The following is a 22356-nucleotide window of genomic DNA, read 5'->3' on the forward strand; positions in this document are numbered from 1 at the left end:
ATTATTTAAGTAAACGAGCGCGGAACTGACGTCCCTTCATCTTGCCGTTAGCGATTTTGTTCAGCGCTTTATGGGCAATTTTCTTCTCTACTGCGACATAAGATCGCATCGGGAACAGGTTGATCTTGCCGATCTGCGCCGCGGTCAACTCACCGTCACTGGTGAGTGCGCCAAGAATATCACCCGGACGAACCTTGTCTTTCTTACCACCATCAATCTGAATGGTCACCATATTGGCGGCGTAAGGGCGCGCACCTGCCGCAGGTTGTGGCAAAGTAGATGGCTCAATTGCGATATCCATGTACTCATCAATTTGCGCCACACGGTAGCTCTCGTTGTCGCTAAAGAAGCTAAACGCCAAACCTTTACTGCCTGCACGACCCGTACGACCGATACGGTGCACATGCACTTCAGGATCGCGTGACAAATCGTAGTTAAACACGGCATCGAGGTTATCGACATCCAGACCACGTGCGGCCACATCAGTCGCCACCAGAATCGAAATACTCTTATTAGCAAACTGCACTAGGGCTTGGTCACGCTCACGCTGCTCCATATCACCATGCAGTTCAATCACGCTAAAACCGCTTTGATGCAGCGCATCCGCGACATTTTGCACTTCACGCTTGGTATTACAAAACACCACTGATGAGGTGGGTTGATGGTGCAACAGTAAGGTTTCCAACGCTTCATCACGCGCGGTGCTGCCATCCACATTGTAAAAGTATTGGCGAATGCTCGAAGTATCATGCGTTGCCGCGACTTTGATCATCATCGCATTGCGAGTCACGCTTTGCGCGACCTGCTCAATGCTGGCGGGATAAGTGGCACTAAACAGCAAGGTTTGACGCTGGGTTGGCGCGGCGGCGATGATCGCTTCTAGCGCTTCTTGGAAGCCCATTTCTAACATGCGGTCAGCCTCATCCAATACCAGCGTATTCAGCTCACTCAGATCGATACGATCTTTGCTCAGGTGATCCAAAATACGCCCCGGCGTGCCTACCAAAATATGTGCGCCATGCTCAAGGGAACCGATCTGCGGTCCCATCGGCATACCGCCGCACAGAGTCAGCACTTTGATGTTGTGGATAGTACGCCCCAAAGTACGAATGTCGGTTGCCACTTGGTCAGCCAACTCACGCGTTGGACACAACACCAAGGCTTGCACGCGAAAGCGTTTTACATTGAGATTTGATAACACCCCAAGACCAAACGCCGCCGTTTTGCCTGAGCCCGTTTTTCCTTGGCCAATCACATCCTGTCCATTGAGGATTGCGGGAAGAGATTGCGCCTGAATCGGAGTCATAGAAGCAAACCCCATTGTTTCAAGGTTAGCGAGTAATTCAGGCTTCAGATTCAAAGCTGCAAAAGAGTTGGCGTTCAAGGGGTGTCCTCAGTGTGACGAAAAAAGAAGCGCTATTATCGTCATTTTGCTCGCGAGCTCCAGTGAATCTTGATTTAAATTTTCTTGCTTGCCCTTAACCTTTGTTAACGCTGGTTTTTGCGCGGCCTGTTACAGTACTGCTATTCATATCCGTAGAGATCTTATATTCAAGGAGATAGAGATGATCACCTGGCAATGTATGCCTTTTTGCCAATTAACCACCGCACAGCTGTACGATCTACTAAAACTCCGTGTGGATGTTTTTGTGGTGGAACAAACCTGCCCCTATCCCGAATTAGATAACAAAGATCGCATGACTGGTGTGCATCATTTGCTCGGCTACCGAGATAAAGAGTTAGTAGCTTGTGCTCGTTTGCTGCCAATCGGCATCAGTTACCCAAGTGTCAGTATTGGCCGAGTGGCGACGAAGGCTAGCGCACGTGGTAATGGCTTAGGCCATCTGTTACTGCAAACTGCACTTGAACATTGCCAACACCTATGGCCGCAGCAATCGATTGAAATTGGGGCTCAGGAACATCTGCGGGAGTTTTATGGCCGTTATGGTTTTGTGGCTACCTCAAAAACCTATCTGGAAGATGGCATTCCCCACATCGACATGAAAAGAACTTAATCATGAGTCGTGCAACGTTGGCTGTGTGGCTGCTGATCTTGGGTAACTTAGCGGCCTCACTCTCTGATGTGGCGGTTAAAATGCTGCAAGGCGAGGTGGTGCCGTTCCAATACATGTTTCTACGCCAATTGTTCGCATTTGCTCTGATTTGGCCACTTTGGCGACGCCAACCCAAAGTCTTACGTCAACTGCATGATCCTAAAGTCACTTGGGTACGCGCTCACCTAGTGCTTTTCGGTGCGGGTTGCATGGTGGTCGCCATTTCGTATCTGCCTTTGGCCTCCGCCAATGCAGTTTTTTACGCCGCACCACTGCTCATGTTGCCGCTTTCCATTTTATTCCTGAAAGAGAAGCCCAGCCGTAGCAAGATAGTGGCAACAGTAACCGGATTTATCGGGGTATTGACTGTATTGCGACCATCGCAGTTCCATTGGGCTGCGCTGTTTGCCCTAGGCACAGCATTTTCACTGGCGCTATTTAACCTACTGGCCCGCACGATCCCAGAGCGCCAACCCGTGATCACCACATTGATGTGGACATCACTTTTTTCATTACCGATTTCGGGGTTATTGGCAGCGGCTTATTGGCAACCATTAATCCTAAACCAATGGTTATGGATTGCAGCCAGCGCAGGGCTGATCTTGCTGTACAACGGATTTGCTGTTGCCGCCTATCAAAAAGCGCCAGCCAGTCAAATCGCACTGGCTGAATATTCGGGGCTGATCTTTGTCGCTGCCTTTGGGGCAATTGGGTTTGGTGAACTTTTAGATGCGCTAACTTGGCTTGGCATAGGAATGATTATCCTGCCTTTACTACCGAGTGTACTGTTAGTGAAGTGGTGGGGATTACTTACTGCGCCCAAAACCGCCGTCAGAGAGTCGGAAGAACATCACTGATTGGTTATTGCGCTCCAGCTGCAAAATGTCCAGTTGACCATTTTCAGCCAATTTGAAACGGATGAGTTGCCCCGCTTGGATTTGACTCAATGGTTTATCCGAACCTTCGACTTTGACCAAGGCATTGATATCGGTGAGTGGCAGTTCGTTATTACGGAACACCTGAGACAGAGTATCACCTTGACGAACAACGTATTCTTGCCAGGCTGAAGATTTGAGAGCGGCTTGCTCTTGCGTGCGCTGCTCACTCAAACCTTGTGTATTAATTCCAACCTCAATGCGTTTGGGTGCTGAAGAGGTTTCGTTAACCGCTTCTTGTTTATCCGGCAGAGGGATCACCATCAAAACCAACACAGCGGGTGTTAACACCATCAAACCACGGCGATGGCGCAAAGGGAGGCGCAACCAGAGCTCGAGAAATTGCTGACGATAACGAGACCAATCCAATTGCTGCCAGTACGATTGTACTTGGGCAAGATAATCAGTTTGCTGCGGCTTCTTGTGGCGGCGGTTCATGTTCAAAGTCCTTTAATTACTTGCCCACAGTATAAAAATTCATGAGGTTAGAGTATAGAGTCGAGTAACTTTAAAGCCAAAGCTTGACACAATCTTGATGTTTTTCGCTAAACTTTCTGCGACACGTCACACCTAACTGACCTGATGGAACTAAGGCTAAACATTTCATCGCAATGACTAACCTGTTATTCTGTCGCCTTTATTGAACGACCAAGAGTGACTTTTATGTCTGAAGTGAAATTTGAAACCGTAGAGCAGAAAGCCAGCTACGGCATCGGCCTACAAATGGGTCAGCAACTAGCGGGTAGCGGTTTAGAAGGCCTGAATGTAGCAGCAATCGCTGCAGGTATCGCAACCGCACTGGTGGGTGAACAGCCAGCTATCTCTATCGATGAGATCAACCAAGCACTACACGCCATTCACATGCGCGCTGAAGAAGCTCGCCAAGAAGCAGCAAAAGCAGCTGCGTCTGAAGGTGAAGCGTTCCTGAAAGACAACGCTCTGCGTTCAGAAGTGACGGTTCTTGACTCTGGTTTGCAATATGAAGTGTTGGTTGAAGGCAATGGCGCTATCCCAACGGCAGACAAATCAGTTCGCGTTCACTACCATGGCCAGTTGGTTGATGGTACCGTTTTCGACAGTTCAGTCTCTCGTGGTCAACCCGCTGAATTCCCTGTGACAGGCGTGATCCGCGGTTGGGTTGAAGCGCTACAACTTATGCCTGTAGGCTCTAAGTGGAAACTCTATATTCCACAAGACCTTGCATATGGTGAGCGTGGTGCTGGTGCAGCAATTCCACCATTCGCAGCCTTAGTATTTGAAGTAGAGTTACTCGATATCCTGTAAGTTTACTTTCGCAGAATTGTGACAAAGAGCGACCCACTGGGTCGCTCTTTTTTAATTAGACTATCGTCTACTACCTACTACTTGGAGTCGCATCTCTGAACCGTAGGAAATATGTTGCGCGTTATATGGAGAGTGATCATGCACTATCGTTTTACTGCCTTACTTATTTCGACTCTTGCTAGCACATCAGCTTTGGCTTTACCAAATCTAAAAAATCTGGGTTCGAATGATCTCGCCGGATTGGTTGGCGAAACGCTTTCCCAATCTAAAGCAACTCAAGATTTGCTGACTCAATTTACTAGCCAGTTACCACTATCTCCGCAACAAGCCGGAGGTGGCGTAGCGACACTGCTCGCACAAGCACGAAATAATCTTACTAACGAACAAAGCAGTGAGCTGAACCAGTTAATCCCAGATCTCAATGAATTAAGCGGACTCATTCCCAATCAAAATCTCAGCACCATTTTACAACGCAAAGAAGTTAACCAAGCCTTTAATGCTTTAGGGCTGGATGCCAGCATGGTCGAACAGTTTGTACCTGTTTTGATGCAATACTTGACGCAGCAAGGTGCTAGTCAAAACCTATTGGAATCGCTAGGCAAACTGTGGCAGTAGTACCACACAGCCTATCGAGATAGAGTGCGAGTAAGAGTTGAACACTCTACAAGCAAAATAAGGCAGAAAGCAGAAATAAAAAAGCCGGGCTAGCCCGGCTCTTTTATTGCATGACGAACTGATTACTCAGCAGCAGCTTCTACAGCAACTTCTGGGCGATCAACCAGCTCAATGTAAGCCATTGGAGCTTTGTCACCTGCACGGAAACCACACTTCAGAATACGAGTGTAGCCACCTTGACGTGCAGCGAAACGTGGACCTAGTTCGTTAAACAGTTTTGCTACCACTTCGTTATCACGAGTGCGAGCAAATGCTAGACGACGGTTAGCAACACTGTCAGTCTTAGCTAGTGTAATCAAAGGCTCAACGACGCGACGCAGCTCTTTCGCTTTTGGCAAAGTAGTCTTGATAACTTCATGACGTACTAGAGAGCTAGCCATGTTGCTGAACATCGCTTTGCGATGACTGCTGTTGCGGTTGAGTTGACGACCACTCTTACGATGGCGCATGACCTAATCCTTCTAACTAATATCGATTAATCTTCAGCGATTGACGCTGGTGGCCAGTTTTCTAGACGCATGCCCAGAGACAGACCACGTGATGCAAGCACGTCTTTAATCTCTGTAAGAGATTTCTTACCAAGGTTTGGCGTTTTAAGAAGCTCAACCTCAGTGCGCTGTACCAGATCACCGATGTAGTGAATCGCTTCTGCTTTCAAACAGTTAGCAGAGCGAACTGTTAGTTCAAGATCGTCTACAGGACGCAGTAGGATCGGATCGAATTCTGGCTTCTCTTCCTTCTCCTCAGGTACACGTACATCACGAAGATCTACGAACGCATCCAATTGCTCAGCAAGAATTGTTGCTGCGCGACGGATTGCTTCCTCAGGCTCAAGAGTACCATTCGTTTCCATATCGATAACGAGCTTATCCAAGTCAGTACGCTGCTCAACACGAGCTGCTTCAACAGAGTAGGCAATTTTGTCTACAGGGCTGAAAGTAGCATCAACAAGCAAACGACCGATAGGACGCTCATCTTCTTCAGTATGGATACGGGCAGAAGCTGGAACATAACCACGACCACGTTCTACTTTGATACGCATAGCGATCGCAGCATTGTCAGATGTTAAATGACAAATTACGTGTTCAGGGTTTACGATCTCTACATCACCGTCATGGGTGATGTCACCTGCAACCACAGGGCCCGAGCCTGATTTGTTCAGTGTAATGAACACTTCATCTTTGCCTTCGGCAACGCGAACAGCCAGCCCTTTCAGGTTCAAAAGAATCTCAAGGATATCTTCCTGAACACCTTCTTTGGTGCTGTACTCGTGAAGAACGCCTTCAATCTCTACTTCAGTCACAGCACAACCTGGCATTGAAGATAGAAGAATACGGCGAAGTGCATTACCCAGAGTATGGCCGAAACCACGCTCTAACGGCTCAAGAGTTACTTTTGCGTGTGTCGTGCTGATTTGTTCGATATCAACAAGACGTGGCTTAAGAAATTCTGTTACAGAACCCTGCATTGTGTCCTCTCTTTAGTTTAAACCTTACTTAGAGTAAAGCTCGACGATCAATTGTTCGTTGATGTCAGCAGACAGATCAGAACGCTCAGGCAGACGCTTGAATGTACCTTCCATCGTGTTTACATCGACTTCAATCCAAGTTGGTTTTTCGCGTTGTTCAGCAACTTCTAGAGCTGCTTTGATGCGAGATTGCTTTTTCGCTTTCTCACGAATTGCAACAACGTCGTTAGCCGCAACATTGAAAGAAGGAACGTTTACTACTTTACCGTTCACTAGGATAGCTTTGTGGCTAACCAGCTGACGTGCTTCAGCGCGAGTTGCACCAAAACCCATACGGTAAACTACGTTATCCAGACGACCTTCCAGAAGCTGAAGCAGGTTTTCACCTGTGTTGCCTTTCAGGCGAGCAGCTTCTTTGTAGTAGTTACGGAATTGTTTTTCTAAAACGCCATAGATACGACGAACTTTTTGCTTCTCACGAAGCTGAACGCCATATTCAGACAGACGACCGCGACGAGCGCCGTGTACGCCTGGTGCGTTATCAATTTTACACTTGGTATCAATCGCACGAACGCCTGACTTAAGGAACAAGTCAGTACCTTCGCGGCGGCTAAGCTTCAGCTTAGGACCCAAATATCTTGCCATGATCTTTCTCCAATCTTCCTAGAAACGTTAAACGCGACGTTTCTTCGGTGGACGACAACCGTTATGAGGGATTGGTGTAGCATCAACGATGTTCGTGATACGGAAACCAGCTGCATTCAGAGCGCGAACAGTAGATTCACGACCTGGACCAGGACCCTTAACCATAACCTCTAGGTTCTTTAGGCCGTATTCTTTAGCCATTTCAGCACAACGCTCAGCAGCAACCTGTGCAGCGAACGGAGTAGACTTACGAGAACCGCGGAAACCAGAACCACCAGCGGTAGCCCAAGCAAGAGCATTACCTTGACGGTCCGTAATGGTTACGATTGTGTTGTTGAAAGATGCGTGGATATGCGCTACGCCATCAGCAACTTGCTTGCGTACACGCTTACGTGCGCGAGTTGGTTGTTTAGCCATTGTACTCTACCCTTCCCGATTATTTCTTGATCGGCTTACGCGGACCCTTACGGGTGCGAGCGTTGGTTTTAGTACGCTGTCCACGTAGTGGTAGACTGCGACGATGACGAAGACCACGGTAACAACCAAGATCCATTAGGCGCTTGATGTTCATGGAAACTTCACGACGTAGATCACCCTCTACAGTGTACTTAGCTACACCATCACGCAGTTGATCGATCTGCTCTTCAGTTAGTTCACTGATCTTAACACTCTCAGCAATACCCAGATCAGCTAAGATAGCTTTTGAACGGGTTTTACCGATACCGTAGATCGCCGTTAGAGCGATTACAGCATGTTTATGATCAGGAATGTTAATGCCTGCTATACGGGCCACTATGCACTCCTAGTACTTTCATCAAAGAATTACCCGCAACAAAGCCCGTCGAGGATACGTTGCGGTATACTACTTCTTTTGCACGCAAAAGGTAGGCCGAGGAATATACTCGACACTACCTTAATTTTCAAGTAAAAAATTTCTGCTAATTAGCCTTGGCGCTGCTTGTGCTTTGGCTCACTGCAAATCACGCGAACGACACCGTTACGCTTGATAACTTTACAGTTACGGCAGATTTTTTTAACGGAAGCACGAACTTTCATTGCTAAACTCCGTAAATCTATCTGAACTGCCTGCCGTATTAACGGCCGTAGCCTTTCAGATTTGCTTTTTTCAACACAGACTCATATTGATGAGACATCAAATGGGTCTGTACCTGTGCCATAAAGTCCATGATCACGACAACTACAATCAGTAGTGATGTGCCGCCAAAGTAGAAACGTACGTTCCACGCGACCATCATGAACTCAGGGATCAGACAGATAAAAGTAATATACAGTGCGCCCGCAAGGGTTAAGCGTGTCATTACTTTATCGATATATTTCGCTGTCTGTTCACCTGGGCGGATACCGGGTACGAATGCACCAGACTTCTTCAGGTTATCTGCTGTTTCACGCGGGTTAAATACCAACGCAGTATAGAAGAAACAGAAGAAGATAATTGCCGCTGCATAAAGCATTACATACAGAGGCTGGCCTGGGCTCAAAGCCAAAGACACATCAGTTAGCCAACCGAATGTGCTGCTTTCACCGTTCTGACCAAACCACTGCGCCAATGTTCCTGGGAACAGGATAATGCTTGACGCAAAAATCGCAGGAATCACACCAGCCATGTTAATTTTCAACGGCAAGTGAGTGCTTTGTGCTGCGAACACTTTACGACCTTGTTGACGCTTTGCGTAGTTAACAACGATACGACGTTGACCACGCTCCATGAAAACAACGAAGTAAATCACAGCAAAAGCGAGTACTGCGATTAACAACAGAAGAAGTACATGCAGTTCACCTTGACGCGCTTGCTCGATTGTTTGACCGATTGCTTTGGGCAATCCAGCAACAATACCTGCGAAAATCAGTATCGAAATACCATTTCCAATTCCACGCTCTGTAATTTGTTCACCTAACCACATTAGGAACATGGTACCGGTTACTAAACTCACGGTCGCAATCAGGGTAAACATGGTTTGGTCGATAACGACCAGATTGTTGACCATGTTTGGTAAGCCTGTTGCAATACCAATAGCTTGGAATGTTGCAAGTACAAGCGTGCCGTAGCGCGTATATTGGCTGATCTTACGACGGCCTGCTTCACCCTCTTTCTTGAGTTCCGCTAACGCTGGATGAACTACCGTTAGCAACTGGACAACAATTGACGCCGAAATATACGGCATGATGCCCAGTGCTAAAATAGATGCACGCTCAAGGGCACCACCGGAGAACATGTTAAACATTTCTACGATAGTACCTTTTTGCTGTTCGAACAATTCGGCAAGTACAGCAGCGTCAATACCAGGAATCGGCACAAAAGAGCCGGCTCGGAATACTAAAAGTGCACCAATTACGAAGAATAAGCGCGACTTTAGTTCACTTAAGCCGCTCTGAGCACTACGAAAATCTTGTCCTGGTTTTCTAGCCATCTGTACCTCAATCCTCGAGATTATTCCTCGATTTTACCGCCTGCAGCTTCGATTGCAGCTTTAGCGCCTTTAGTCACGCGTAGACCTTTTACAGTCACTGCTTTGTTGATCTCGCCAGAAAGAACGATTTTTGCAAACTCAATGTTTTTAGTAACAAGGTTTGCCGCTTTCAGAGCGTTCAGATCAACTACGTCACCAGTTACTTTCGCCAGTTCAGACAGACGAATTTCAGCAGACACAAAGCTCTTACGAGAAGTGAAGCCGAATTTTGGTAGACGTTGTTTCAGAGGCATTTGACCGCCTTCAAAACCTGGACGTACTTTGCCGCCAGAACGTGACTTTTGACCTTTGTGACCACGGCCACCTGTTTTACCAAGGCCTGAACCGACACCACGACCTAAACGCTTAGGAGCATGTTTAGAACCCGCAGCCGGTGATAGAGTATTCAATAGCATTATGATTACTCCTCAACTTTAACCATGTAGTAAACCTTGTTGATCATGCCACGAACACATGGCGTATCTTCAAGTTCTACTGTGTGGTTGATTTTACGAAGACCTAAACCGCGCAGTGTAGCTTTATGCTTTGGCAGGCGACCAATTGAGCTTTTAGTTTGAGTTACTTTAATAGTTGCCATTGTGTTCTTACTCCGAAATCGCTTCAACAGTTAGACCACGTTTAGCAGCAACCATTTCTGGTGACTTAACGTCTACTAGCGCATCAATCGTTGCACGAACGATGTTGATTGGGTTAGTAGAGCCGTACGCTTTAGATAAAACGTTGTGTACACCAGCAACTTCAAGCACTGCACGCATCGCACCACCTGCGATTACACCAGTACCTTCTGCAGCAGGCTGCATGTAAACTTTAGAGCCCGAATGGCGACCTTTCACTGGGTGGTGAAGAGTACCTTCGTTCAGCGCGATCGTAACCATGCTACGACGTGCTTTTTCCATTGCTTTTTGGATCGCAGCAGGTACTTCACGGGCTTTACCGTAACCGAAACCTACACGACCATTACCGTCACCAACTACAGTCAGTGCAGTAAAGCTCATGATTCGACCACCTTTAACCGTTTTAGAAACGCGGTTAACTGCGATTAATTTTTCTTGCAAATCATTCGCTTGAACTTGTTGTTCTTTAGCCATCTTCCAACCCTACCTTAGAATTTCAGACCAGCTTCGCGAGCAGAATCTGCTAGCGCTGCTACTCGACCGTGGTATTGGAAACCAGAACGATCAAACGCAACTACAGTTACGCCTTTTTCAAGTGCGCGCTCTGCAACAGCTTTACCCACTGCTTTCGCTGCATCGATGTTACCGGTGTATTTCACTTGCTCACGGATCGCTTTTTCTACAGTAGAAGCGGCGGCGATAACCTCAGAGCCATTAGCTGCAATCACTTGTGCGTACACGTGACGAGGAGTACGGTGTACTACTAGGCGAGTTGCACCCAGTTCTGCAATCTTACGACGTGCACGTGTAGCACGACGGATGCGAGATGCTTTCTTATCCATAGTGTTACCTTACTTCTTCTTAGCTTCTTTACTACGCACATTTTCATCTGCGTAACGAATACCTTTGCCTTTGTAAGGCTCAGGCGCGCGGTAAGAACGAATGTCAGCCGCAACTTGACCAACAACTTGCTTATCGCAACCAGTTAGGACAATTTCAGTTTGGCTTGGACATTCTGCTTTAACACCCTCTGGCAGTTCATGCTCAACAGGGTGAGAGAAACCCAGAGTCAAGCCTACAGCGTTGCCTTTCATAGCAGCACGGTAACCAACACCCTTCAGAACGAGTTTCTTAGTAAAGCCTTCAGTAACACCAACAACCATGTTCTTAACAAGAGCACGTGCAGTACCTGCCTGTGCCCATGCATTGGCTACGCCTTCACGTGGACCAAAAGTCAGTTGGTTGTCTTCTTGTGCGATCACTACACCATTGTGGAAAGAGCGAGTTAATTCGCCTTTAGCACCTTTGATAGTGATCTCTTGGCCGTTCAGTTTCACCTCTACGCCAGCTGGAATAGCGACAGGTGCTTTAGCAACACGAGACATGTTCTACTCCTTAATTATGCTACGTAGCAAATGATTTCACCGCCAAGACCTGCTTTACGAGCAGCGCGGTCTGACATCAGACCCTTGGAAGTGGAAACGACAGCAACGCCTAGACCACCCATTACAGATGGCAGCTCGTCTTTCTTCTTGTAAACACGAAGACCTGGACGAGAAACGCGTTTGATTTGCTCGATTACTGGTTTTGCTTGGAAATACTTAAGAGTGATTTCCAGCTCTGCTTTCACTTCGCCTTCAACAGCGAAATCAGCGATATAACCTTCTGCTTTCAGAAGTGCAGCAATTGCAACTTTCAGCTTTGAAGAAGGCATTTTTACAGCAACTTTGTTTGCTGCCTGACCGTTACGAATGCGGGTCAGCATATCCGAAATCGGATCTTGCATGCTCATAAACTTTACTCCAAATGATTAAGTGGCAATTACCAGCTAGCCTTACGAAGTCCTGGAATCTCGCCTTTCATGCAAGCTTCACGAACTTTAATACGGCTTAGACCGAACTTACGTAGGAAACCGTGTGGGCGACCAGTTTGGTTGCAACGGTTACGCTGACGAGAACGACTTGAATCACGTGGAAGAGATTGCAGTTTAAGAACCGCGTTCCAACGATCTTCTTCAGATGCGTTTACATCGCTGATGATAGCTTTCAGAGTTGCACGCTTTTCAGCGAACTGAGCTACCAGCTTCGCACGTTTTTCTTCACGTGCTTTCATTGATTGTTTAGCCATAACAGTAACCCTTCACCTTACTTACGGAATGGGAAGTTAAAGGCAGCCAGCAGAGCACGGCCTTCCTCATCGGTACCAGCGGTAGTCGTGATAGTGATATCAAGACCGCGTACACGATCGACTTTATCGTAGTCGATTTCCGGAAAGATGATTTGCTCGCGAACGCCCATGCTGTAGTTACCGCGACCGTCAAAAGACTTGCCGTTAACACCGCGGAAGTCACGTACACGTGGTAGAGCGATAGAAATCAAACGCTCCAAGAAATCCCACATGCGCTCGCCACGCAAGGTTACTTTACAACCAATTGGGTAGCCTTCACGAATTTTGAAACCAGCTACAGATTTGCGCGCTTTAGTGATCAGTGGCTTTTGGCCAGAGATGATCGCCATATCAGACGCAGCATTTTCCAGTAGTTTCTTATCGTTGATTGCTTCACCAACGCCCATATTGAGGGTGATTTTCTCAATTCTAGGGACTTGCATGACGCTTGTGTAACTGAACTGTTTGGTCAGCTCAGCGACTACAGACGACTTGTAGTAATCATGCAGTTTCGCCATAGTAGAACTCCAAATTACTTCTAATTAGTTAGAAACGATTTCGTTGTTAGATTTAAAGAAACGAACTTTCTTACCATCTTCGAAACGGAAACCGATGCGGTCTGCTTTACCAGTTGCTGCGTTGAAAATCGCAATGTTAGAAACGTCGATCGCTGCTTCTTGCTCAACGATGCCACCTTGGACACCCATTGCAGGAACAGGTTTCTGATGTTTCTTAACTAGATTGATACCTTCAACGATAACTTTACCAGTTGCCAGAACCTTAGTTACTTTACCTTTCTTGCCTTTGTCTTTCCCAGCAAGAACGATTACTTCGTCATTTTGACGGATTTTAGCTGCCATTGTTGCCGCTCCTTACAGAACTTCTGGAGCCAGTGATACAATCTTCATGAATTTCGCATTACGAAGTTCACGAGTCACTGGACCAAAGATACGTGTACCGATAGGTTGCTCACTGTTGTTGTTCAACAGAACGCAAGCATTACGGTCGAAGCGAATGACAGAACCGTCTGGACGACGTACGCCTTTACGGGTGCGAACTACCACCGCCTTTAACACATCACCTTTTTTTACTTTACCGCGAGGAATTGCTTCCTTAACGGTAACTTTGATGATGTCGCCAACGTGGGCGTAACGACGGTGAGAGCCACCCAGAACCTTAATACACATTACGCTGCGAGCGCCTGAGTTATCAGCTGCATCCAGCATAGTTTGCATTTGGATCATGTTAGTGCTCCGCTAAATATTAAAAAAACTAGACCCATCTCGGGTCGGGCTGCCTCTTTAAAGGGACGCGAATTGTACCACCCTTTTTTTTGATTGGGTAGTCAAAAAACAAGCGGCTCCAAAAATAATTGGAGCCGCCTGATTTGCGAGAAAGAGTGGAGATTAGATCTTCGCTTTTTCTACAATTTTCACCAGAGTCCAAGACTTAGTCTTAGACAATGGACGACATTCACGAATTTCAACGGTGTCGCCAATGCCACACTCGTTGTTTTCGTCATGTGCGTGTACTTTAGTCGTGCGCTTAACGAATTTACCGTAGATAGGGTGCTTCACCATGCGCTCGATAGCAACAACGATAGACTTGTCCATCTTGTCGCTAACAACACGACCTAGTTGAGTACGAATTTTGTCGCTCATTATGCGCCTGCCTTCTCAGTCAAAACAGTTTTCACACGTGCGATATCACGGCGTACAGCTTTCAGAGTATGAGTCTGCTGCAGTTGACCAGTCGCAGCTTGCATGCGCAAGTTGAACTGTTCTTTCAGCAAATTCAGTAGCTCAGAGTTCAGCTCTTCAACGCTCTTTTCGCGTAGATCTTGTGCTTTCATCACATCACCTGCTTAGTTACAAATGTAGTCTTGAATGGCAGTTTGCGAGCCGCTAGGCGGAACGCTTCACGTGCCAATTCTTCAGGTACACCATCAACTTCGTACATAACCTTACCAGGTTGGATTTGGGCTACCCAGTACTCAACGTTACCTTTACCCTTACCTTGACGAACTTCTAGTGGTTTTTCAGTGATTGGCTTGTCTGGGAACACACGGATCCAGATTTTACCTTGACGCTTGATATGACGCGTCATAGCACGACGTGCTGCTTCGATTTGACGAGCAGTCAGACGACCACGGCCAATAGCTTTAAGACCAAAAGAGCCGAAGCTTACTTCAGTGCCTTTCGCGAGACCACGGTTACGACCAGTCTGAACCTTACGGAACTTAGTACGTTTAGGTTGTAGCATCTGTCGACTCCTTACTTACGGCCTTTACGCGGCTTCTTGTTAGGCTTGTCAGCCTTTGGCTCTGCAGCTTCAGTTGCTGCTGGCATACCGCCTAGGATCTCACCTTTGAAGATCCAGACTTTAACGCCGATTACACCGTAGGTGGTGTGAGCCGAAGAAGTTGCGTAATCAATGTCAGCACGCAGAGTGTGTAGAGGTACACGACCTTCACGGTACCACTCTGAACGAGCGATTTCAGCGCCGCCTAAACGACCGCTTACTTCCACTTTGATACCTTTAGCGCCTAGGCGCATTGCGTTTTGTACTGCGCGCTTCATAGCACGACGGAACATTACGCGACGCTCTAGTTGAGACGCGATGCTATCAGCCACTAGCTGACCATCCAGCTCTGGCTTACGTACTTCAGCGATGTTGATTTGCGCTGGTACGCCAGCAATTTTTGCTACTGCTGCACGCAGTTTTTCAACGTCTTCGCCTTTCTTACCGATAACAACACCTGGACGAGCAGTGTGAATAGTCACACGGATGCTTTTCGCAGGACGTTCGATAACGATGCGTGACAGAGACGCGTTTGCCAATTCCTTAGACAGGTATTGACGTACCTTGAAGTCGCCGTCTAGGTTGTCAGCGAAATCTTTGGTGTTAGCAAACCATGTAGCATTCCAAGGCTTAACGATGCCTAGACGAATACCATTTGGATGTACTTTCTGACCCATTGCTTACTCTCCTAGTCTCTTAGCGATCTGCGACAACCACAGTAATGTGGCTTGAACGCTTCAAGATACGATCCGCACGGCCTTTAGCACGAGGCATAATACGCTTCATGACTGGGCCCTCATCTACGAAGATTTTAGCGACACGTAGATCGTCGATGTCTGCACCTTCGTTGTGCTCTGCGTTCGCGATTGCAGATTCCAGAACTTTCTTAACCAGTTCAGCCGCTTTTTTGTTGCTGAAGGTCAGAAGTTCTAGCGCTTGATCCACAGATTTACCGCGGATTTGGTCTGCAACTAAGCGAGCTTTCTGAGGAGAAATACGAGCAAAGTTATGTTTAGCGATAGCTTCCATTATTTACCCCTTATTTCTTCTTAGCTTTCTTATCCGCAGCGTGACCGCGGTAAGTACGAGTAGGTGCAAATTCGCCCAATTTGTGACCGATCATCTCGTCAGTTACGAAAACTGGAACGTGTTGACGACCATTATGGACAGCGATGGTCAAACCGATCATTGTTGGAATGATCATTGAACGACGGGACCAAGTCTTAATAGGCTTTTTGTCTCCGCTTTCCACCGCTTTCTCTACCTTCTTCAGCAAGTGTAGGTCAATAAATGGACCTTTCTTGAGAGAACGTGGCATGGCTTATCCTCTTAAATAGATTACTTATTACGACGACGTACGATGTACTTGTCAGTGCGTTTGTTACTACGTGTCTTGTAGCCTTTGGTTGGAACGCCCCAAGGAGATACTGGGTGACGACCACCAGAAGTACGGCCTTCACCACCACCATGTGGGTGATCAACCGGGTTCATTACCACACCGCGAACGGTTGGACGAACACCACGCCAGCGCGCTGCACCAGCTTTACCTAGTTCACGCAGCATGTGCTCAGCGTTGCCTACTTCACCGATAGTTGCACGGCCTTCAGACAGCACTTTACGCATTTCACCAGAACGTAGACGGATAGTTACATAAGCACCGTCACGAGCTACTAGTTGCGCGTACGCACCAGCAGAACGAGCTAGCTGTGCACCTTTTCCTGGAGTCAATTCAACGTTGTGGATAGTTGAACCAACTGGGATGTTGCGCATCGGCATTGCGTTACCCGCTTTAATCGGCGCATCAGGGCCAGATTGGATAACGTCACCAGCACGCAGACCTTTAGGTGCAATGATGTAACGACGCTCACCGTCTGCGTACAGAACTAGAGCGATGTTTGCGCTACGGTTTGGATCGTATTCTAGACGCTCAACTTTCGCTGGGATACCGTCTTTAGTACGTTTGAAGTCAACCAAACGGTAGTGTTGCTTGTGGCCACCACCGATGTGACGTACTGTGATACGACCGTTGTTGTTACGACCACCGTTCTTAGAGTTTTTCTCTAGAAGAGGGGCGTATGGCTTACCCTTGTGCAGGTCAGCGTTAACAACTTTAACAACGTGACGACGACCAGCCGAAGTCGGCTTACATTTAACAATAGCCATTTTTCAACTACTCCTGTTATTCCGCGCCGCCAACGAAGTCAAGATCTTGACCTTCATTCAAAGTCACGTACGCTTTTTTCACGTCTGAACGACGGCCTTGGCGCAGACCTTGACGCTTGGTCTTACCCTTGATGATCAGGGTATTTACAGACTTAACTTCAACTTCAAATAGCTTTTCTACAGCTGCTTTGATCTCTTTCTTAGTTGCATCTTTTGCTACTTTGAAAACGATAGTGTTCGCTTTCTCAGCAGACATAGTTGCTTTTTCAGAGATGTGCGGAGCACGTAGAACTTTTAGTAGACGCTCTTCACGGATCATGCCAGCATCTCCTCAACTTGCTTAACTGCAGCAGCAGTCATAAGAACCTTGTCAAATGCGATCAGGCTTACTGGGTCGATACCAGTTACGTCACGCACGTCAACTTTGTACAGGTTACGAGCAGCTAAGAACAGATTCTCGTCTACTTCGCCAGTAACGATGAGAACATCGTTCAGCTCAAGTTCTTTTAGCTTAGCTACCAGAGCTTTGGTCTTTGGAGCTTCAACAGAGAAGTTTTCAACAACGATCAAACGCTCTTGACGAACTAGCTCAGACAGAATGCTCTTCATAGCACCACGGTACATTTTTTTGTTTACTTTTTGGCTGTGATCTTGTGGTTTCGCAGCAAAAGTAACACCACCTGTACGCCAGATTGGGCTACGGATTGTACCAGCACGTGCACGGCCAGTACCTTTTTGACGCCATGGCTTAGCGCCACCGCCAGAAACTTCTGAACGTGTCTTTTGAGCACGAGTACCTTGACGAGCACCTGCTGCATAAGCAACAACTACTTGGTGTACAAGAGCTTCGTTGAACTCACGTCCGAAAGTAGTTTCGGAAACAGTTAGTGCGTTAGCACCTTTAACCATCAATTCCATTACTTACTCCTAGACGTTACGCTTTAACAGCTGGTTTGACGATCACGTTACCGCCAGTTGCGCCTGGGACTGCACCTTTAATAAGAAGCAGATTGCGCTCAGCGTCAACACGTACGATCTCTAGGTTTTGAGTCGTTACACGCTCAGCCCCCATGTGACCTGCCATTTTTTTGCCTTTGAACACGCGACCTGGAGTTTGACATTGGCCAATTGAACCCGGTGCACGGTGAGACAATGAGTTACCGTGAGTCATATCTTGAGTACGGAAGTTCCAACGCTTAACAGCGCCTTGGAAACCTTTACCCTTAGATGTACCAGTAACGTCTACTTTTTTTACTTCGTTGAACAGTTCAACAGTCAGTTCAGAACCTACTGCAAACTCTTCACCGTTTTCCAAACGGAATTCCCAAAGACCGCGACCAGCTTCTACACCCGCTTTCGCGAAGTGACCAGCTTCTGGCTTAGTAACACGGTTAGCTTTCTTAGAACCAGCAGTTACTTGGATTGCAGCGTAGCCGTCAGTTTCAAGAGTTTTCACTTGAGAAACACGGTTTGCTTCAACTTCAACAACAGTTACTGGGATAGAAACGCCGTCTTCAGTAAATACGCGGGTCATGCCCACTTTACGACCGATTAGACCAATCATTCTTCTAATCTCCCTTAACCTAGGCTAATTTGTACGTCAACGCCCGCAGCAAGGTCTAGACGCATCAGAGCATCAACAGTTTTGTCTGTTGGTTCAACGATGTCGATTAGACGTTTGTGAGTACGGATTTCGTACTGATCACGAGCATCTTTGTTAACGTGTGGAGAGATAAGAACAGTGAAACGCTCTTTACGAGTTGGCAGTGGGATTGGACCACGAACCTGTGCGCCAGTGCGCTTAGCTGTTTCAACGATTTCCGCTGTAGAAGCATCGATCAGTTTGTAATCGAAAGCTTTCAGGCGGATACGGATACGTTGGTTCTGCATGAGACAGAGCTCCAATATTAAAAAATTACACAAACAATATCGCCACTCAAACCCGTCAAAACGAGTGAATGCCGATTGATTTATGTGAAACCGTAGCATCCAAGATTAGGACGCATTGTCAGCTAATAGGTGATTAACCTGAACTATCGCGAGATAGTTGAAAGCTAAATTTTTATTAACTGCGAACATAAGCTGAGTATACATTACCTAACCTATCAATAAGATGGGTCAGCTCCTCGCTGCTCATTGGTTCACAACTGGCTTAACCAGTGCGGGGCATTATACCGATCACAGTTTCAGTTGCAAGGGATGTCTGAAAAATAAACGGAATTAAATCTAATTTCCGCTGTAGCGGGAAAGATTGTAGAAGAAATAGATAAGGCTGGGAGAAGATAAAAATAAACGGGCACTTTCGTGCCCGCTATCAGAGGTATACACCGTAAGCTTATTAATTAGCCATGCGCTGACGCACTGCTTCAAACAAGCAGATACCACAAGCTACTGAAACGTTGAGGCTGGATACACTCCCGGCCATCGGGATCTTAATCAGTCCATCACACGTCTCACGGGTTAGGCGACGCATACCATCCCCTTCTGCGCCCATCACGATAGCCAGAGGCCCAGTCAGTTTGCTTTGGTAGATGTCATGAGTCGCTTCACCGGCGGTACCAACAAACCATACGCCCTTTTCTTGCAACGCACGCATTGTGCGCGCTAAGTTGGTGACACGGACAAGCGGTACGGTTTCTGCCGCGCCACACGCCACTTTACTCACGGTTGCCGTCATTGGTGCCGACTTGTCTTTCGGGACAATGACGGCCGCCACCCCTGCAGCGTCTGCATTACGCAGGCAAGCGCCTAAGTTGTGTGGATCAGTGACTCCATCTAGCACCAACAGTAATGGCTGTTCATGCTGAGCGAGAATATCGTCAAGATCATTTTCATTGAGTTGGCGAGCGGGTTTAACACGGGCAATCAGTCCTTGATGGTTTGCGCCTTCCGCTTTGTCATCCAGCGCTTTGCGGCTCATCTCTTGAATTGAAACACCGAGGCGCATCAATTCATTGAGCACAGGTAGCAGGCGATCATCCTGACGACCTTTTAGCACATACGCTTCGACAAAACGCGCTGGATCGCGTTGTAACACCGCGTTCACTGCGTGGATGCCATAAATCAATTCGTTACTCATGTTTTACCTATTTGGTTTTGTCTCGTGCTTTAGTGGTTTTCTTACGAGCTTGGTCTTTGCGTTTTTTCGGCGCTTTAGTCTTTTTCGGTTTACTCCGACCTTCGCCATCTGGGTGGCGTGTCGCTTCTACCTGAGGTTTCGCCTCTGACTTCGCAGGTGCTTTGCCACGGCCACCTTTGGTTGCTGCTTCTTTTTTACCTTGTGCTTTCGCTCGGGCTTCTTCGGCACGTTTCTTAGCCGTTTTACCTTGGCCGCGTAGCTTACGACTTGTTTCAACCAATTCAAAGTCAATTTGGCGATCATCAAGGTTTACCGCCAACACTTTAACTTTCACGGCATCACCAAGACGGTAGATAGCACCAAAACTTTCACCAACCAAACGTTGACCAATTGGGTCATAGTGGTAGTAATCGTTGGCCAGAGTGGAAATGTGCACCAGACCATCAATATGCAGTTCAGTCAGGCGTACGAAGAAACCGAAACTGGTCACGTTAGCGACCACACCTTCAAGCTCTTCCCCCACATGATCTTGCATGTACTCACATTTGAGCCAGTCAGACACTTCGCGCGTTGCATCATCGGCTCGGCGCTCAGTCATAGAACACTGCTCACCGTAGAAATCCATGTCGTCAAAGGAGTAGTGATAACCGCCTGTTGGCGTCCAACGGTCTTGGTTATGCCCTTCATGCTTAGCAATCAAGTATTTGATCGCTCGATGCAGCAGCAAATCCGGATAACGACGGATTGGCGACGTAAAGTGCGCGTAGCGTTTCAACGCCAAGCCAAAGTGACCTGCGTTATCCGCGTTATACACCGCTTGCTTCATGGAACGCAGCAGCATGGTTTGGATCAGTTCTTTGTCCGGACGCTCGCCGATTTGTTTCATCAGATTCGCGTAATCGGTCGGTGACGGCTCAAGTCCACCAGAGAGATCCAGCCCTAACTCACCGAGGAAATCACGGAAGCCCGTTAAACGTTCTTCACCTGGCGGCTCATGCACGCGGTACAACGCCGCTTCTTTGGCTTTCTCCACCAAAGAAGCAGAAGCGATGTTGGCGAGGATCATACACTCTTCAATCAGCTTGTGAGCATCGTTACGGATCACCGGCTCAATGCTTTCAATTTTACGCTCAGCATTGAAGATGAATTTGGTTTCGACGGTTTCAAACTCAATCGCGCCACGCTCATCACGCGCGCCTTTGAGCACTTGATACATTCTATGCAGCTCTTCAAGATGCGGAACCAGCGCTTTATAGCGCTCACGCAGCTCTTCATCCCCTTCGAGGATTTCGTGCACTTTGGTGTAAGTCAGACGAGCGTGTGAGTTCATCACCGCTTCATAATGCTTGTAGCCAGAAAGTTTACCCGTTTCCGATACCGTCATTTCACACACCATACACAAGCGATCCACTTGTGGGTTGAGTGAACAGAGGCCGTTCGACAGCACTTCAGGCAGCATTGGGACAACTTGCGATGGGAAGTAAACCGAATTACCGCGATTGATCGCCTCTTTATCCAGAGCCGTATCAGGTCGTACGTAATAACTCACATCGGCAATCGCCACCCATAAACGCCAGCCGCCCCCTTTTTTCGCTTCACAATAAACTGCATCATCGAAGTCGCGGGCATCTTCACCATCAATAGTCACCAATGGCAAAGCACGCAGATCGACACGACCTTGCTTGGCTTCTTCAGGCACTTCTTCACCTAGCCCAGCAACTTGTTGTTCAACTTCTGCTGGCCATTCATGAGGAATTTGGTGAGTGCGAATAGCAATTTGTGTTTCCATACCCGGCGCCATATTTTCGCCAAGTACTTCAACCACTTTACCCATCATGCCGCGATTGCGCGTGCCACGATCAGTAATTTCAATCACCACCACATTGCCCATGCGTGCTCCGGCACGTAAGTCATTCGGGATCAAAATGTCATGGTGAATACGTGAGTCATCCGGCACCACGTAGGAATAACCATATTCAAAGAAGAAACGCCCAACAATTTGGCCATTGCGCTCTTCTAAAATGCGTACCAGACGCCCCTCTTTGCGGCCACGTTTATCGGTACCGCTTGGTTGCACTAATACATAATCGCCATGGATTAGCGTACGCATCTGATGATGAGGTAACAGGATATCGCCTTCTTTATTGAGGCTTCCTTCTGGACGTACCCAGCCATGGCCATCTTTGTGGCCAATCACATAGCCTTTCACCATTTCTAATTTTTCTGGCAAGGCGTAGCATTGGCGGCGTGTGAACACCAGTTGGCCATCTCGTTCCATTGCTCGTAAGCGGCGACGCAACCCTTCATATTGCTCTTCACCCTCGAGTTTCAGGGCTTCGAACAGATCGTTGCGATTCATGGGAACATTGGCTTGGGTTAAAAATTCGAGAATGTACTCACGACTCGGAATTGGATTGTCATAATTGTCGGCTTCGCGATCAGCGAAAGGATCAAGATGTGTGGTATCAGACATAGGCAGACCT

36 protein-coding genes are annotated in these 22356 nt (G+C 47.5%); 4 read left to right on the plus strand and 32 right to left on the minus strand.

All coding sequences use genetic code 11. From position 1 onward, the window contains the following. Position 1: 1 nt before the first annotated feature. Positions 2-1384, minus strand: a complete 1383-nt coding sequence (dbpA, locus tag VOA_RS15235) for an ATP-dependent RNA helicase DbpA (protein WP_000993350.1) — start codon at positions 1382-1384, stop codon at positions 2-4. A 181-nt stretch (positions 1385-1565) separates the two neighbouring features. Between dbpA and VOA_RS15230 the strand changes: the two genes are divergently transcribed. Beyond that, the gene (locus VOA_RS15230) at positions 1566-2015 is read left to right on the plus strand and encodes a GNAT family N-acetyltransferase (protein WP_000634062.1); all 450 of its coding nucleotides are present in this window, start codon (positions 1566-1568) and stop codon (positions 2013-2015) included. A 2-nt stretch (positions 2016-2017) separates the two neighbouring features. Further along, positions 2018-2911 carry a DMT family transporter gene (locus tag VOA_RS0117270; protein WP_000085612.1) on the plus strand — a complete coding sequence of 298 codons (894 nt, stop codon included), beginning with the start codon at positions 2018-2020 and terminating at the stop codon, positions 2909-2911. Here VOA_RS0117270 and VOA_RS15225 read toward each other — a convergent pair. After that, on the minus strand, positions 2861-3427 hold the full coding sequence (locus VOA_RS15225) for a LysM-like peptidoglycan-binding domain-containing protein (protein ID WP_001081785.1): 567 nt from the start codon (positions 3425-3427) through the stop codon (positions 2861-2863). The genes VOA_RS0117270 and VOA_RS15225 overlap by 51 nt on opposite strands. A 225-nt stretch (positions 3428-3652) precedes the next feature. Between VOA_RS15225 and VOA_RS15220 the strand changes: the two genes are divergently transcribed. After that, positions 3653-4273, plus strand: a complete 621-nt coding sequence (locus VOA_RS15220; protein ID WP_000005599.1) for an FKBP-type peptidyl-prolyl cis-trans isomerase — start codon at positions 3653-3655, stop codon at positions 4271-4273. A gap of 138 nt (positions 4274-4411) precedes the next feature. Beyond that, the gene (locus VOA_RS15215; RefSeq protein ID WP_000559330.1) at positions 4412-4888 is read left to right on the plus strand and encodes a DUF2780 domain-containing protein; all 477 of its coding nucleotides are present in this window, start codon (positions 4412-4414) and stop codon (positions 4886-4888) included. 122 nt (positions 4889-5010) lie between these two features. Here the strand turns inward: VOA_RS15215 and rplQ are convergent, their stop codons facing one another. The 30 genes from rplQ to rnr form a co-directional block, all read right to left on the minus strand. After that, entirely contained in the window at positions 5011-5397 is a 387-nt protein-coding gene (rplQ, locus tag VOA_RS15210; protein ID WP_001216361.1) for a 50S ribosomal protein L17, read from the minus strand. A gap of 26 nt (positions 5398-5423) precedes the next feature. Continuing rightward, positions 5424-6416, minus strand: a complete 993-nt coding sequence (locus tag VOA_RS15205) for a DNA-directed RNA polymerase subunit alpha (protein ID WP_001162087.1) — start codon at positions 6414-6416, stop codon at positions 5424-5426. A 24-nt stretch (positions 6417-6440) separates the two neighbouring features. Then, positions 6441-7061: a 30S ribosomal protein S4 gene (gene rpsD / locus VOA_RS15200; RefSeq protein ID WP_000135214.1), complete on the minus strand. Its 621-nt coding sequence runs from the start codon at positions 7059-7061 to the stop codon at positions 6441-6443. A gap of 27 nt (positions 7062-7088) precedes the next feature. Continuing rightward, on the minus strand, positions 7089-7478 hold the full coding sequence (gene rpsK / locus VOA_RS15195) for a 30S ribosomal protein S11 (RefSeq protein WP_001118870.1): 390 nt from the start codon (positions 7476-7478) through the stop codon (positions 7089-7091). A 19-nt stretch (positions 7479-7497) separates the two neighbouring features. Continuing rightward, positions 7498-7854: a 30S ribosomal protein S13 gene (gene rpsM, locus VOA_RS15190; RefSeq protein WP_000090771.1), complete on the minus strand. Its 357-nt coding sequence runs from the start codon at positions 7852-7854 to the stop codon at positions 7498-7500. A gap of 149 nt (positions 7855-8003) precedes the next feature. Beyond that, positions 8004-8117, minus strand: coding sequence for a 50S ribosomal protein L36 (gene rpmJ / locus VOA_RS15185; RefSeq protein ID WP_000868186.1), 114 nt, complete (start codon positions 8115-8117; stop codon positions 8004-8006). A gap of 38 nt (positions 8118-8155) precedes the next feature. Further along, the gene (secY, locus tag VOA_RS15180; RefSeq protein ID WP_000101599.1) at positions 8156-9490 is read right to left on the minus strand and encodes a preprotein translocase subunit SecY; all 1335 of its coding nucleotides are present in this window, start codon (positions 9488-9490) and stop codon (positions 8156-8158) included. A 20-nt stretch (positions 9491-9510) separates the two neighbouring features. Then, positions 9511-9945 (minus strand): 50S ribosomal protein L15, encoded by a 435-nt coding sequence (gene rplO, locus VOA_RS15175; RefSeq protein ID WP_000926114.1) that lies wholly within the window; start codon positions 9943-9945, stop codon positions 9511-9513. A gap of 5 nt (positions 9946-9950) precedes the next feature. Beyond that, on the minus strand, positions 9951-10127 hold the full coding sequence (rpmD, locus tag VOA_RS15170; protein ID WP_000201159.1) for a 50S ribosomal protein L30: 177 nt from the start codon (positions 10125-10127) through the stop codon (positions 9951-9953). Positions 10128-10134: 7 nt separating this feature from the next. Further along, a complete protein-coding gene (rpsE, locus tag VOA_RS15165; protein WP_001040926.1) occupies positions 10135-10638 on the minus strand; it encodes a 30S ribosomal protein S5 in 504 nt (167 codons plus the stop codon). Positions 10639-10652: 14 nt separating this feature from the next. Further along, the gene (gene rplR / locus VOA_RS15160; protein ID WP_000358092.1) at positions 10653-11006 is read right to left on the minus strand and encodes a 50S ribosomal protein L18; all 354 of its coding nucleotides are present in this window, start codon (positions 11004-11006) and stop codon (positions 10653-10655) included. Between the two features lie 9 nt (positions 11007-11015). Further along, complete coding sequence (gene rplF, locus VOA_RS15155) at positions 11016-11549, minus strand: 50S ribosomal protein L6 (RefSeq protein WP_000091927.1); 534 nt, start codon at positions 11547-11549, stop codon at positions 11016-11018. Positions 11550-11563: 14 nt separating this feature from the next. Then, positions 11564-11956, minus strand: coding sequence for a 30S ribosomal protein S8 (rpsH, locus tag VOA_RS15150; protein WP_000062614.1), 393 nt, complete (start codon positions 11954-11956; stop codon positions 11564-11566). Between the two features lie 29 nt (positions 11957-11985). Continuing rightward, the gene (gene rpsN, locus VOA_RS15145; RefSeq protein WP_001118926.1) at positions 11986-12291 is read right to left on the minus strand and encodes a 30S ribosomal protein S14; all 306 of its coding nucleotides are present in this window, start codon (positions 12289-12291) and stop codon (positions 11986-11988) included. A gap of 17 nt (positions 12292-12308) precedes the next feature. Further along, positions 12309-12848, minus strand: a complete 540-nt coding sequence (rplE, locus tag VOA_RS15140) for a 50S ribosomal protein L5 (protein WP_001096208.1) — start codon at positions 12846-12848, stop codon at positions 12309-12311. A 24-nt stretch (positions 12849-12872) separates the two neighbouring features. Further along, a complete protein-coding gene (rplX, locus tag VOA_RS15135) occupies positions 12873-13190 on the minus strand; it encodes a 50S ribosomal protein L24 (RefSeq protein ID WP_000729176.1) in 318 nt (105 codons plus the stop codon). Positions 13191-13202: 12 nt separating this feature from the next. Next, positions 13203-13574 carry a 50S ribosomal protein L14 gene (gene rplN, locus VOA_RS15130; protein ID WP_000615540.1) on the minus strand — a complete coding sequence of 124 codons (372 nt, stop codon included), beginning with the start codon at positions 13572-13574 and terminating at the stop codon, positions 13203-13205. 162 nt (positions 13575-13736) lie between these two features. Further along, positions 13737-13991 carry a 30S ribosomal protein S17 gene (gene rpsQ, locus VOA_RS15125; RefSeq protein WP_001280802.1) on the minus strand — a complete coding sequence of 85 codons (255 nt, stop codon included), beginning with the start codon at positions 13989-13991 and terminating at the stop codon, positions 13737-13739. Further along, the gene (gene rpmC, locus VOA_RS15120; protein ID WP_000647192.1) at positions 13991-14182 is read right to left on the minus strand and encodes a 50S ribosomal protein L29; all 192 of its coding nucleotides are present in this window, start codon (positions 14180-14182) and stop codon (positions 13991-13993) included. Before rpmC ends, rpsQ begins: the two co-directional genes overlap by 1 nt. Continuing rightward, positions 14182-14592: a 50S ribosomal protein L16 gene (gene rplP / locus VOA_RS15115; RefSeq protein WP_000941216.1), complete on the minus strand. Its 411-nt coding sequence runs from the start codon at positions 14590-14592 to the stop codon at positions 14182-14184. Before rplP ends, rpmC begins: the two co-directional genes overlap by 1 nt. 11 nt (positions 14593-14603) lie before the next feature. Continuing rightward, the gene (gene rpsC, locus VOA_RS15110) at positions 14604-15308 is read right to left on the minus strand and encodes a 30S ribosomal protein S3 (RefSeq protein ID WP_000529941.1); all 705 of its coding nucleotides are present in this window, start codon (positions 15306-15308) and stop codon (positions 14604-14606) included. 19 nt (positions 15309-15327) lie between these two features. Continuing rightward, positions 15328-15660 carry a 50S ribosomal protein L22 gene (gene rplV, locus VOA_RS15105; protein WP_000387269.1) on the minus strand — a complete coding sequence of 111 codons (333 nt, stop codon included), beginning with the start codon at positions 15658-15660 and terminating at the stop codon, positions 15328-15330. A 10-nt stretch (positions 15661-15670) separates the two neighbouring features. Next, entirely contained in the window at positions 15671-15949 is a 279-nt protein-coding gene (rpsS, locus tag VOA_RS15100; RefSeq protein WP_001138114.1) for a 30S ribosomal protein S19, read from the minus strand. A gap of 20 nt (positions 15950-15969) precedes the next feature. After that, entirely contained in the window at positions 15970-16794 is an 825-nt protein-coding gene (gene rplB, locus VOA_RS15095; RefSeq protein WP_001018909.1) for a 50S ribosomal protein L2, read from the minus strand. A gap of 16 nt (positions 16795-16810) precedes the next feature. After that, the gene (rplW, locus tag VOA_RS15090) at positions 16811-17113 is read right to left on the minus strand and encodes a 50S ribosomal protein L23 (RefSeq protein ID WP_000617540.1); all 303 of its coding nucleotides are present in this window, start codon (positions 17111-17113) and stop codon (positions 16811-16813) included. Then, positions 17110-17712, minus strand: a complete 603-nt coding sequence (gene rplD, locus VOA_RS15085) for a 50S ribosomal protein L4 (protein ID WP_000422344.1) — start codon at positions 17710-17712, stop codon at positions 17110-17112. The genes rplW and rplD overlap by 4 nt, the downstream gene beginning before the upstream one ends. A 16-nt stretch (positions 17713-17728) precedes the next feature. Further along, positions 17729-18358, minus strand: coding sequence for a 50S ribosomal protein L3 (gene rplC / locus VOA_RS15080; RefSeq protein WP_000579660.1), 630 nt, complete (start codon positions 18356-18358; stop codon positions 17729-17731). A 14-nt stretch (positions 18359-18372) separates the two neighbouring features. Further along, positions 18373-18684: a 30S ribosomal protein S10 gene (rpsJ, locus tag VOA_RS15075; RefSeq protein WP_001181007.1), complete on the minus strand. Its 312-nt coding sequence runs from the start codon at positions 18682-18684 to the stop codon at positions 18373-18375. 448 nt (positions 18685-19132) lie between these two features. Then, positions 19133-19873: a 23S rRNA (guanosine(2251)-2'-O)-methyltransferase RlmB gene (gene rlmB, locus VOA_RS15070; RefSeq protein WP_000064144.1), complete on the minus strand. Its 741-nt coding sequence runs from the start codon at positions 19871-19873 to the stop codon at positions 19133-19135. 7 nt (positions 19874-19880) lie between these two features. Further along, positions 19881-22346, minus strand: coding sequence for a ribonuclease R (rnr, locus tag VOA_RS15065; RefSeq protein ID WP_001285870.1), 2466 nt, complete (start codon positions 22344-22346; stop codon positions 19881-19883). Positions 22347-22356 lie beyond the last annotated feature (10 nt).

The sequence above is a fragment of the Vibrio sp. RC586 genome, from assembly GCF_000176715.1.
In the GTDB taxonomy this organism is placed as follows: Bacteria; Pseudomonadota; Gammaproteobacteria; order Enterobacterales; family Vibrionaceae; genus Vibrio.